At 73.6% G+C, this 10991-nt stretch carries 10 protein-coding genes; 5 read left to right on the top strand and 5 right to left on the bottom strand.

The genetic code is table 11. The features are described from left to right. Window positions 1-14: 14 nt before the first annotated feature. The 4 genes from QQX10_RS11015 to QQX10_RS11000 form a co-directional block, all read right to left on the bottom strand. Entirely contained in the window at window positions 15-1091 is a 1077-nt protein-coding gene (locus QQX10_RS11015; RefSeq protein ID WP_301120871.1) for a LacI family DNA-binding transcriptional regulator, read from the bottom strand. A gap of 228 nt (window positions 1092-1319) precedes the next feature. Then, window positions 1320-1733, bottom strand: coding sequence for a rhodanese-like domain-containing protein (locus QQX10_RS11010; RefSeq protein WP_301120869.1), 414 nt, complete (start codon window positions 1731-1733; stop codon window positions 1320-1322). Between the two features lie 10 nt (window positions 1734-1743). Next, the gene (locus QQX10_RS11005; protein WP_301120867.1) at window positions 1744-2247 is read right to left on the bottom strand and encodes a phosphoribosyltransferase; all 504 of its coding nucleotides are present in this window, start codon (window positions 2245-2247) and stop codon (window positions 1744-1746) included. A 33-nt stretch (window positions 2248-2280) separates the two neighbouring features. Then, window positions 2281-3249, bottom strand: a complete 969-nt coding sequence (locus tag QQX10_RS11000) for an acetylxylan esterase (protein ID WP_301120865.1) — start codon at window positions 3247-3249, stop codon at window positions 2281-2283. A 106-nt stretch (window positions 3250-3355) separates the two neighbouring features. Between QQX10_RS11000 and QQX10_RS10995 the strand changes: the two genes are divergently transcribed. The 5 genes from QQX10_RS10995 (at window position 3356) to QQX10_RS10975 (ending at window position 9523) form a co-directional block, all read left to right on the top strand. After that, window positions 3356-4621 carry a hypothetical protein gene (locus QQX10_RS10995; RefSeq protein ID WP_301144558.1) on the top strand — a complete coding sequence of 422 codons (1266 nt, stop codon included), beginning with the start codon at window positions 3356-3358 and terminating at the stop codon, window positions 4619-4621. Between the two features lie 123 nt (window positions 4622-4744). Further along, a complete protein-coding gene (locus QQX10_RS10990) occupies window positions 4745-5284 on the top strand; it encodes a hypothetical protein (protein ID WP_301120859.1) in 540 nt (179 codons plus the stop codon). Window positions 5285-5461: 177 nt separating this feature from the next. Next, the gene (gene purL, locus QQX10_RS10985) at window positions 5462-7768 is read left to right on the top strand and encodes a phosphoribosylformylglycinamidine synthase subunit PurL (protein WP_301120857.1); all 2307 of its coding nucleotides are present in this window, start codon (window positions 5462-5464) and stop codon (window positions 7766-7768) included. 3 nt (window positions 7769-7771) lie between these two features. After that, window positions 7772-8134 carry a sterol carrier family protein gene (locus QQX10_RS10980; RefSeq protein WP_301120855.1) on the top strand — a complete coding sequence of 121 codons (363 nt, stop codon included), beginning with the start codon at window positions 7772-7774 and terminating at the stop codon, window positions 8132-8134. Window positions 8135-8200: 66 nt separating this feature from the next. Continuing rightward, complete coding sequence (locus QQX10_RS10975) at window positions 8201-9523, top strand: glycoside hydrolase family 6 protein (RefSeq protein ID WP_301120853.1); 1323 nt, start codon at window positions 8201-8203, stop codon at window positions 9521-9523. A gap of 9 nt (window positions 9524-9532) precedes the next feature. Here the strand turns inward: QQX10_RS10975 and QQX10_RS10970 are convergent, their stop codons facing one another. Beyond that, a complete protein-coding gene (locus QQX10_RS10970) occupies window positions 9533-10711 on the bottom strand; it encodes a serpin family protein (protein WP_301120851.1) in 1179 nt (392 codons plus the stop codon). Window positions 10712-10991: the final 280 nt, after the last annotated feature.

The raw sequence follows: 10991 nt of genomic DNA, 5'->3' as shown, positions 1-10991 counted from the left end.
AGGGGTCCTCTCGATCAGGGCTGGAGGGCGGGCGCGTCGTCGGGCGCGGCCTCTCCGGGGGTCTCGGGTGCGACCGGCGGCGGGGCACCGTTGCGGACGATCACTGATCCGGCGTCGCGGTACTCGGCGCGCAGCAGCCTGATCTGGGGGGTGGGGGCGTGCGACTCGATCGCCTCGACCAGCAGCTCCATCGCGGCGGCGCAGGAGGCGCGCGCGTCGAGCGGCATGGTGTCGAACGGCACGCGGAAGCGGGCGGTGGAGAAGCTCACGCCGGCCGCGATCACCGACACGTCGCGGGGGACCACGCGGCCGTGCAGCTCGAGGTTGGCGCTGAGCGTCGCGGCCACGTCGGCGGTCGTGTTGAGCACCACCCCGTCGAGGTCGGGCAGCTGCTCGAGCAGGCGGCGCACGGGGCCGTCGGCGGTGTGCCCGCGCGGGTACACGGTGGCGTGGTCGACGCCGCGCTCGGCGGCGCGGCGCTCGAAGGCACGGCGGAAGCGGCGGGGGAAGTTCGATCCGCGCTCCAGCGTCTCCTCGCGGTGCGAGATCAGGCCGATCGCGCGGTGACCCGCGTCGACCAGCATGTCGACGGCGCGCGCGGCGGCCTCCTCGAAGTCGAGGTCGACGCAGATGAGCCCGTCGGTGTCCGCGGGCAGGCCGATGAAGACGGTCGGGCACGCGAGCGTGCGGGAGAGGGCGACGCGCGGGTCGTCCTCGTCGACGTCGAGGACGATGATGCCGTCGGTGAGCCCGGTGCCGGCGGAGCGCGCCATGCCCTCGACGGCATCGTCGTGGACCAGCAGCAGCGTGTCGTAGTTCGCCGCACGGGCCGCCTTGGTGGTCTCCATGGCGAAGGTCATGTGAGCGGTGTCGTCGGTGTCGGGGTGGACCGGCTCGCTCACGGCGATGATCTGGGTGCGCTGGGCCGCGAGCATCCGCGCGCTCGCGTGCGGCACGTAACCCAGCTCCTGCGCCACCGCGAGGACCTTGTCCCGGGTCGCGGGCTTGATCGAGCGCTTGCCGCTCAGCGCGTACGAGACCGTGCTGATGGACACGCCGGCAGCCTCCGCCACCTCCGCTATCGTCGCCATCTCGACTCCATCGTCATGCACCCTCGCCAATTCGAAGCGCTTCGACGCGCGTTCGGTTCCCACATATTATGTTGCGCCCCGCAACAAGGCAAGTTCACCTTAGCGCCGGGGACGGACCTGGCGAAACGGTTCGACGCGGGATCGCCCGCCGAGGCCGCCGGAGCCGCTCGATCGGGAGGTGGGAGCCATGCTCGCCGACGGAGGGACGGCGGCTCGGCCGTGACCGCGTCAGGCCTGGTGCCAGGGGAGGCCGGCGGCCTTCCAGCCCTCGTGACCCCGCTTGGCCTCGTGGTCGAGGCCGCCCTCGAAGCCCTCGAGCACGTTGTACGCCGGCCCGAGGCCCGCGGCGGTCGCGGCGACCGCCGCGCCGATCGAGCGCTGTCCCGAGCGGCAGAGGAACACGATCGGCTGGCCCGGCTGCACGCCCGTCGCCTGGAGCTGCGCGAGGAACTCCGGGTTCGGGGTCATGGTCGGGTACTGCACCCACTCGATGAGGTGCGGCTCGCGACCGAGCTCGTACGTGTCGGGCACGCCCACGTAGCGCCACTCGGCCTCCGTGCGGACGTCGACCAGGATCGCGTCGGGCGTCTCCGCGAGGAGGTCCCAGGCGGCCTGGGGGGTGAGGTCTCCGGCGTAGCTCATGGGGCTCCTCTCAGCCGAGCTCGGGGTGCGGCTTGTGCGGGGTCACCGGCGGCAGCGCGGACCACGGGAACGTGATCCACAGGTCGGTGCGCTTCCAGATGTAGTCGGGCTCGATGATCGACCGCGACTTCGCGAACAGGGTGACCGTGCGGACCTCGGCGGCGTGCTGCTCCATGAGCGACTTCACCAGCGCGAGCGTCTCGCCCGTGTCGGCCACGTCGTCCGCGATCAGCACCTTGAGGCCGGCCATCGCGTCCGTGTCGAGCAGCGGCGGCAGCACCACCGGGGCCTCGAGGCGCTCGTCGATGCCCGTGTAGAACTCGACGTTCAGCGTCCCGACGCCCTTGGTGCCGAGCGCGTAGGACATCGCTCCGCCCAGGGGCAGGCCGCCGCGCGCGACGGCGACCACCACGTCGGGCTCCCACCCGGAGTCGACGACCATCTGCGCGAGCTCGCGCGACGCGTCGCCGTAGCCCTGCCAGGTGAGCACCTCGCGCTCGCTGCCGTCCGCCATGAGGCCTCCCGTGTCCGTGGCTGTGGGAGGAGACTACCCGCGCAGCACGCTGTCCAGGAGCGCGAGCTGATGCGGCATCTGGTGCAGCTGGCCGCCCTCGTGGCCGTTGAAGGCGTACTCGACCATCTGCTTGGGTCCGCGGTAGGCGTTGAAGGCGCTGTACACGGTCGACGGCGGGCAGACGTCGTCCATGATCGCGACCGACCAGACGGACGATGCGGTGCCCCGGCGGGCGAGCGTCGCGCCGTCGAAGTAGGACAGGGTGCGCTCGGCGTTCGCGACGTCGCCGCGGTGCACGGCGAGGTAGCGGCGGATCTCCGCGTAGGGGTCGGAGTCCGTCATGCGGATCGCGCGCGGGAAGTTGCACAGGAACGGCACGTCGATGAGCGCGGCGCTCACGCCGTCCGCGAGCGCGGTGGCCGCGATCGCGATGCCGCCGCCCTGGCTCGCCCCCATCACGCCGATCCGCGACGGGTCGACTCCCGGCAGCTCCTTGGCGGCGTCGACCGCGAGCGCGGCGTCCGTGAACACGCGGCGGTAGTAGTAGGTGTCGGGCGACTCGATGCCGCGGGTCATGTAGCCCGGCAGGGCGGGGCCGGCGCCGTGCGGGTCGGGCGTGCCGCCGCCGTTGCCCCACGCCGAGCCCTGGCCGCGCGTGTCCATCACCAGGTGCGCGTAGCCGGCCGCCGGCAGCAGGGCGTACTCGTGCGGCACTCCGCGCCCGCCGCCGTAGCCGATGTACTGGACCACGATCGGGAGGTCGGTGGCGCCCTTCGGAACGGCGAGCCAGGCCTTGACGGGGTCGCCGGCGAAGCCCGACAGCGTCACGTCGGTGACGGTCAGGCCCGGGAGGTCGAGCACCACGTCGCCGAGCTCGGGGGCGCGGCGCACGGCGCGGGACTCGGCGAGCGTGCGGTCCCAGAAGGCGTCGAGGTCGTCCGGGACGGGCACGTCCGCGGTGAACGTGCGCAGCTGGTCGACGGGAAGATCGAGCTCGGCCATGGGCGGTGCCTCTCGTGAGTGCGAAGCGATTCGACGGCCATTGAACCACTATTTGTTGGGGGCAAGAACATCTCCGGCCGCGCTCGCGGGAGTCTAGCCTTGACCGATGGGCTTCTTCACGGGTGACGGCGACGCGCGCCGCGTCAACGAATCCGAGCAGTGGCTGGCCGACTGGCTCGCCGCCGCGCCGAAGTCCTCGGCGTACCTCGCGCAGCAGGTGCGCAAGGCGACCGGCCACACGCTGCAGTTCACCGCCGCCGAGCTGCGGCCCGTCATCGACTGGGCGGCGCGGGACCTGCGCCGCGACCGCAGCGCGGTGCGACCCGACTGGGCCTACCGGTCGGAGCTGGGCGACTCGCTCACCATGCACGGCGCCGCCCTGATCGACGGACTGCTGGTCTACCTGGGCGGCCTGGCCGACCAGCACGCCCCGCAACGCTGGCAGCTCGACCAGGACCCCGCATCGTCCACCTACCTGGACCCCACGCTCGGTGCGGACGGTCCCGCGCTCGCGACGCTGCCGGAGGCCGTCGCGGGGCTCGGGCACGGCGGCACGGCATGGGAGGAGGTCGAGGCGGTGCTCCGATGGTTCGACAGCCCGGGCGCGTTGTCGTACGCGAGCTTCGACACCCCGCGCGACGTGCGCGAGTCGCTCATGGACAAGGGCGGGATGCTGCGCCGTGCCGTGCGGCCCGCGGAGCTGCCGTCCGTGCCCGCCTCCGAGTCGCTGCCCGCCCGCGGGGAGTCGGACGCGGGGATGCTCGTGCGCGACGCCGGGATCGGTCATGCACCCGGCACGCCGTCGGACGCGAGCCACCACGCACTGGTGATGCTGGGCGCGCGGGAGATGGACGAGGTGGCGCTGCTGCGGTTCGTGCGAGGCGCCGACGCGTCGCCCGGGATCTCGCGCGTCGCGTTCCGCAGCCACCACCTCCTCGAGGTCTGGGCGCCGGGGCTGCTGTGCGCCGAGGTGCTCGGCGAGCTGCGCCGCGTCGCCCGCGAGACCCTCCCGGCGCAGGAGACCGACGGCCCGCTGTCGGAGGACGACCGCCGCGCCCTCCTGCTGCGCGCGCCCTTCCTGGACCGCCCCGAGGCCGCCGAGCTCGCGCGGGAGGAGGTCGAGATCGGCGGCTGGGACGCGACCGTGACGGTGCAGAGCCCATGGCTCGACGACTACACCGCGACCGTGGTGCTGCACCCCCGCATCATCGAGACGCTGACACCCGAGCGGATGGGCACGATCGCCGAGGCCATCGGGGAGCTCGAGGGCTGCGACCGCGTGCTGTGGGAGGACGCGGAGGCGATCCACGTCAACGCTCCGGGCACCGACCCGGCGGCGCTGGCCCGGCAGGTCGCCGGCGCGCTCGGCTGATCGGCCGCGCCCGCCCGGCCCCGCCCGGCCCCGCCCGACCCCCTGCGGGGAGGTGAGCGCCCCGGCCGGCGGATCGCAGACTCCTGCGGGGTGATCACCGTCCTGCCTGGTAGAGTCCGCATCGTGGGGGCATCACGGGACGACGACGTCGCCAGACTGCAGCGCGAGCAGCCGACCCGCCGCGCCGCGCTCGCGGGCATGCTGATCGCCGGTGCCCTGCTCGTGCTGGTGGCGGTCGCCGCGCTGTGGACGCGTCCGGCCACGGTGCCGACCTACGCGACCGAGGCGTGGACCGGCGCGGAGACGGTGACAGTGAGGTCAGCGGTCGATGTGGGCGCGAGCGGCCCCTTCGCCGCGTGCCCCCGGATCTGGCTCGCCGATGGCACCCGGGTGGGGGCGCTGCTGGTCGACGGGTGGGCGGCATCGATCCCGGGCTTCGCGCACGGGGAGCGCCTCCCCACCCTCCGCGCCACGGTCGACGGGCTCCGCGTCGGCGACGGCTTCGGCGAGGACGTGACGCCGGTCGAGGTGCGGGTGCTCGACCTCGGGGACCCGGATGACGCGGTGCTCGCGCACATCTGGACCGTTGCGTGCGGAGGCGCGGCGGGCGTGGCGATGGTCGCCCCCGATGCCGTGCTGGAGTCGCTCGCCCTGCTGCCGTAGCGCTCATCTCCCCGTAGGAGACCGGAACCGCTGAGAGGGGGCGGTGACCTCCCCGCAGGATGGGGGATCGCTCGGTGGACCGCTGGGTGGATGAACGTAGCGCGCAGGTGGTGGCCCGGCGTCGCCGGTAGGCTGTGGGCGTATCCGCCGGCTCTTCTCCGCACCCCTGAGGACACCATGACCGACGCCCCCGCCCCCTCCGCCGCCCACCTCGACACCGTCGAGCACGCCGCGGCCACCCCCGACCAGGAGCAGCCGTGGGGCGAGCTCGGTCTCAAGCACGACGAGTACCAGCGCATCCGCGACCTGCTGGGCCGCCGCCCCACCAACGCGGAGCTCGCCATGTACTCCGTGATGTGGTCGGAGCACTGCTCGTACAAGTCCTCCAAGGTGCACCTCAAGCAGTTCGGTGAGAAGACCACGCCGGAGATGAAGGAACGCCTGATGGTCGGCATCGGCGAGAACGCCGGCGTGGTCGACATCGGCGACGGCTGGGCCGTGACCTTCAAGGTCGAGTCGCACAACCATCCCTCCTTCGTGGAGCCCTACCAGGGCGCCGCGACCGGCGTCGGCGGCATCGTCCGCGACATCCTCGCGATGGGAGCCCGCCCGGTCGCCGCCATGGACGAGCTGCGGTTCGGCGCGATCGACCACCCCGACACGGCGCGCGTGGTCCACGGCGTGGTCGCCGGCGTCGGGGGCTACGGCAACTCGCTGGGCCTGCCGAACATCGGCGGCGGCGCCCGCTTCGACTCCTGCTACCAGGGCAACCCCCTGGTCAACGCCCTGTGCGTCGGCGTGATGAAGCACGAGGACATCCACCTCGCCTCCGCCGAGGGCGTGGGCAACAAGGTGGTGCTCTTCGGCGCCCGCACCGGCGGCGACGGCATCGGCGGCGCCTCGATCCTCGCGTCCGAGACGTTCGAGGACGGCGTGCCCGCGAAGCGCCCGAGCGTCCAGGTGGGCGACCCGTTCATGGAGAAGGTGCTCATCGAGTGCTGCCTCGAGCTGTTCGCCGCGGACGTGGTCCAGGGCATCCAGGACCTGGGCGCCGCGGGCATCTCCTGCGCCACCTCGGAGCTCGCGTCCAACGGCAGCGGCGGCATGCACGTGTGGCTCGACGACGTCCTCCTGCGCGACCCCACCCTCAACGCCGGCGAGATCCTCATGTCGGAGTCGCAGGAGCGGATGATGGCGGTGGTCACGCCCGAGAAGCTCGAGCAGTTCCTCGAGATCACGGGCAGGTGGGACATCGAGACCGCGGTCGTGGGCGAGGTCAACGACACGGGCCGCCTCACCATCGACCACCACGGCGAGCGCATCGTCGACGTGGACCCCCGCACCGTGGCCCACGAGGGCCCGACGTACCACCGCCCGTTCGCCCGTCCCGCGTGGATGGACGGACTGCAGGCGGACCGCTTCGCGGGCGCCCTGCCCGCCACGGGCGAGGAGCTTCGCGACGCGTTCCTCACCCTGCTGGGCAGCGACAACATGTCCTCCCGCGAGTGGATCACGAACCAGTACGACCGCTACGTCCAGGGCAACACCGCCGCGGCGCGACCCGACACCGCCGGTGTGATCCGCGTCGACGAGACGACCGGACGCGGCGTCGCCATCGCGACGCGGGCGAACGACCGCTTCACCAAGCTCGACCCCTACGAGGGCGCGCGCCAGTCCGTCGCGGCGGCCTTCCGCGGCGTCGCGATCACGGGCGCTGAGCCCACCGCCGTCACCGACGGCCTCAACTTCGGCTCGCCCGAGGACCCCGACTCGATGTGGCAGTTCGCGGAGGCCATCCGCGGCCTCGCGGACGCGTGCCAGGAGCTCGGCGTGCCGGTCACCGGCGGCAACGTCTCGCTGTACAACGGCACCGGCCAGCCCGGCCGCATCGACAGCTCGATCAACCCCACCGCGATCGTCGGCATCCTCGGCATCCTCGACGACGTCGCCCGCGCCACCCCGTCGGGCTGGCGCGAGGAGGGGCAGCTGCTGTTCCTCGTGGGCGCGACCCGCCCCGAGCTCGACGGCTCCGAGCTCGCCGCGACCCACGGCCACCTGGGCGGCCTTCCGCCGAAGGCCGATCTCGCGTGGGAGAGGGAGCTCGCCGAGATCCTCATCGCGTGCTCGCGCGACGGCCTGGTCGACGCGGCGCGCGACGTGTCCGAGGGCGGCCTCGCGGCCGCCGCGGCCTACGGCGCGCTGCGCTACGGCGTGGGTGCACGCATCGTCCTCGACGAGGTGTGCGAGCGCGACGGCCTCACCCCCGCGCAGGCGCTGTTCTCGGAGTCGCAGGGACGCGCGCTGCTCACGGTGCCGCGCACCGAGGAGCCCCGGTTCGTCGCCATGCTCGAGGCGCGCGGCGTGCCGTTCGCCCGCGTGGGCGTGACGGGCGGCGACGCGCTCGAGGTGCAGGACCAGTTCGAGGTGTCCGTCGCGGAGCTGTCGGAGGCCTGGGCGGCGCCGCTGCCCGCGCGCTTCGCCTGATCCGTGCCTCCCCGTCGTCGCATCCCCGTCGCCGCCGGTCGCGAAGCGCTCGCGGCGTGGGGGCGCGGGGGCGCTGACCGCCCCACCACCGCGATGGCCGTGCGCTTCTCGCTCGAGGAGCTCGCGGCGATCGCGCCCGGCCGGTCGCTCGAGGTGCGCGTGCCGCCGTTCGGCGCGGTGCAGTGCGTCGAGGGATCGGTGCACCGGCGCGGCACCCCGCCGGCGGTGGTCGAGATGTCGCCGGAGACCTGGCTCGGCCTCGTCACCGGCGCGCTGACCTGGGACGATGCGGTGGCGTCCGGTGCCGTCGACGCGTCGGGGGAGCGGTCGGACCTGTCGGGGCTGCTGCCGCTCGACCTGGGCTGACGCGGGTTTCTTGCGCGTGCGGTGCGCCGCCTGTTTCGGGCGGAATGTCCCGCTTATCCTGGGCCGATGCGGAGACGAACGGTCGTCGTGCTCCTCGCCGCCGGTGCGGCGCTCGCGGCGTGCGCCGTGCCCACCTCCCCCGGGCCGATCAACCGCGTGACGGAGCCCTTCGTCGGCGACGTGGCGACGCTGCCCGACCTGTCGGAGCACCCCACCTCGCCTGCGCCGGCGCCGACGCCGTCGCCGTCCGCCCCCGGATCGCCCGCGGTGCCAGGATCGCCGTCGCCCTCGCCGTCGCCCTCCGTGGGACCCGCGCCATCGGGCGCCTCGGAGGAGGTCGACGCCTCCCCGTCGGCCGCGCCGCGGGCCTCGAGCGCGCCGAAGGCGACCTCCCCCACGGCCGCCCCGGCCACGGACGCCGCGCACGCCGAGGCCGAGGGCGCCTCCGCATCGAGCCCCCGCGCGACGGAGGAGGCCGAGGCGCCCGCCGCATCGTCGCCGTCCTCCTCGCCGGCGATCACCCCGCCGGCGAGCGCGTCGGGAGCGTTCTACGACGCGCCGAACGCCGCCGACACGGCGGTCGCGAACCTCAAGGCCGCCGGCCGGGACGCCGACGCCGCACTCATCGCGAGGATCGCGAGCCAGCCCGCCGCGACGTGGATCGGCGCGTGGAACGGCGACGTGACCGCGACCGTGTCCGCCGTGACCTCCTCCGCCGCCGCCACCGACACGATCGCGCTGCTCGCGGTGTACAACATCCCGAACCTCGACTGCGCGGGCTCCGGGAGCGGAGCGTCGGAGTCGGGCTACCTGCCCTGGATCGACACGGTCGCGGCCGGCATGAACGCACGCGCGACCACCTGGGTGATCCTCGAGCCGGACGCGCTGGTGATGGCGGACGGCTGCGGCGGCGCGGACGCGCGCATGGCCAACCTCGCGGGCGCTGCCGAGCGGCTCGATGCCGCGGGCGCCGAGGTGTTCCTCGATGCGGGCCACTCGGGATGGCGCTCGCCGGTGGCGACAGCGGAGCTCATCCGGCGTGTCGGCGTCGCGCACCTCGCCGGGTTCGCGACCAACACCTCCAATTACCAGTCGCTGGCCTCGGAGCGCGCCTGGGGCGACCAGGTCAGCGCCGCGGTGGGCCTGCCGTACGTGACGGACACGTCCCGCAACGGCAACGGGCCCAACGGCGAGTGGTGCAACGCCCGCGGCCGGGCGCTCGGGGCGGCGCCGGCGGTGAACGGGGCGAACCTCGCGTCCGGCTCCGGGATGGCGGCGACGGTGTGGGCCAAGGTGCCGGGGGAGTCCGACGGCACCTGCAACGGAGGCCCGCCCGCCGGACAGTGGTGGGAGGACGTCGCCCTCGAGCTCGCCCGCAACGCCGGCTGACAGGAGGGGTCAGCCGGCGGTGGGGTCCATGCACTGGCCGATCATCAGCACGAGGCCGGTCGATGCCTGGCGGATCACGTAGAGGAAGGGGCGGTCGGCGCGGATCTCCGCGTCGTAGAGGGGCATCCCGGTCAACGAGATGCCCAGGACGGTCGCGGCGGCGGCCTCCGTTCCCGACTCGTCGATGATCACCATGGTCGAATGCACCGCGGTGTCGAGCTCCAGATCGGGCCCGATCCGGTCCAGGCCCACCGTGCCGAACAGGCCGGCGACCCCCATCGCGCCCTCGATCACCGCCCGCAGGTCGAGGGTCTCGGCGGCCTCGAGCCGGGGGAGCGTCACGGCGACGTGCCCCTCGTGCCACGCGCGGTCGAGCGAGTCGAGGGTGTCCTGACCGAACGTGCGCCTGACCTCGGCGAGACTCCCCGGGCGGGGCAGCACCAGAACCATCTCGAGATCCCCGACGTACGGCAGCACCGCCGCGTCGAACGCCTCGTCGCGGTGGTAGCGCATCCTCAGGTCGCCGTGCATCAGCGCCGCCTCGACCACCGTGCCGTCCTCGCGGTGGAAGTCGCCGTCCGAGGTGGTGCCGGCATCGAAAGGGGCCCACCACCGCGCCTTCAGGTACACCGTGTTCGCGAGCACGGCGACGGTGTCCGGGCCGGGGACGCCCGGCGGGACGATCGAGGGGATCAGACCGGCGGTGTGGTGCGACGCCCACGCGTCGATGCGTTCGGCGGACCGCGCCGGCTCGGTCCGCAGCGGCGCGGACTCCACGGTGGCCCCGAACCACCGGGCGACCGCGTCGGTGTACGAGGGGGCGGCGGCGTACGACCGATCCAGCCACAGGCCGTTCGCGATCCTGACGATCGGCAGGTCGACGGTGTCGCCGTCGGCGTTCTCGGCGCCGGCTCCCGGCTCGCTCGCGGCCGCCTCCGCGAGCTTGCGGAACGCGGGGAGCAGCGTCGGGTCCGTGAACGCCCGTCCGAACAGGCGCCCGATCGCCGCTTCGACGGGCCCGGAGGCCCCCGCGCCGACCATGCCGAAGGCGAGACCGACCGACAGCGGCGAGACGGCCAGGTTCCGGTCGCCGGCTGCGGCGCGGAAGATCGCGAGGCCCGTGGCGCCGACGCTCCGCGCGAGCGCGCGTCGATCGTCGGTTGCGGAGGGATGCGCGCTCGAGGCCATGCCCCCAGCCAACACCCGGCCACCGACATCCGCGTGACGGGGCGGCCATCCCGAGAGCGCTCTCTCCGCGCGGCGCTCGCGGCCGGGTCCGCAGCCCTCGATGAAACGTTTCCCCAGGTCACCGCGCGATAACGATTCGACTGCGGTTCGGCGTGAGCGCTTGCAGGCGTCGTCCCTGGCACGTAATGTCATCTGCAAGCGCTTGCGTCGATGGTGACGTCTCTTCGTGCCCTCGGTGCCGGCGTCGCTTCCTGGGCAACCCGGATGGCAGTCCGGCCTG

The organism is Demequina lignilytica, assembly GCF_030418305.1.
Taxonomy (GTDB): Bacteria; Actinomycetota; Actinomycetes; order Actinomycetales; family Demequinaceae; genus Demequina; species Demequina lignilytica.
The sequence above is the reverse complement of the archived record's forward strand: the minus strand, read 5'-3'. Positions and strand labels throughout refer to the sequence as shown.

Excerpts from the sequence above, each read along its gene's own strand:
- QQX10_RS10995 (WP_301144558.1), top strand. The coding sequence starts at position 3,356 with ATGGGCTTCTTCACGGGTGACGGCGACGCGCGCCGCGTCAACGAATCC.
- QQX10_RS11010 (WP_301120869.1), bottom strand. The coding sequence starts at position 1,733 with ATGAGCTACGCCGGAGACCTCACCCCCCAGGCCGCCTGGGACCTCCTC.
- QQX10_RS11005 (WP_301120867.1), bottom strand. The coding sequence starts at position 2,247 with ATGGCGGACGGCAGCGAGCGCGAGGTGCTCACCTGGCAGGGCTACGGC.
- QQX10_RS11000 (WP_301120865.1), bottom strand. The coding sequence starts at position 3,249 with ATGGCCGAGCTCGATCTTCCCGTCGACCAGCTGCGCACGTTCACCGCG.
- QQX10_RS11015 (WP_301120871.1), bottom strand. The coding sequence starts at position 1,091 with ATGGCGACGATAGCGGAGGTGGCGGAGGCTGCCGGCGTGTCCATCAGC.
- QQX10_RS10975 (WP_301120853.1), top strand. The coding sequence starts at position 8,201 with ATGCGGAGACGAACGGTCGTCGTGCTCCTCGCCGCCGGTGCGGCGCTC.
- purL (WP_301120857.1), top strand. The coding sequence starts at position 5,462 with ATGACCGACGCCCCCGCCCCCTCCGCCGCCCACCTCGACACCGTCGAG.
- QQX10_RS10970 (WP_301120851.1), bottom strand. The coding sequence starts at position 10,711 with ATGGCCTCGAGCGCGCATCCCTCCGCAACCGACGATCGACGCGCGCTC.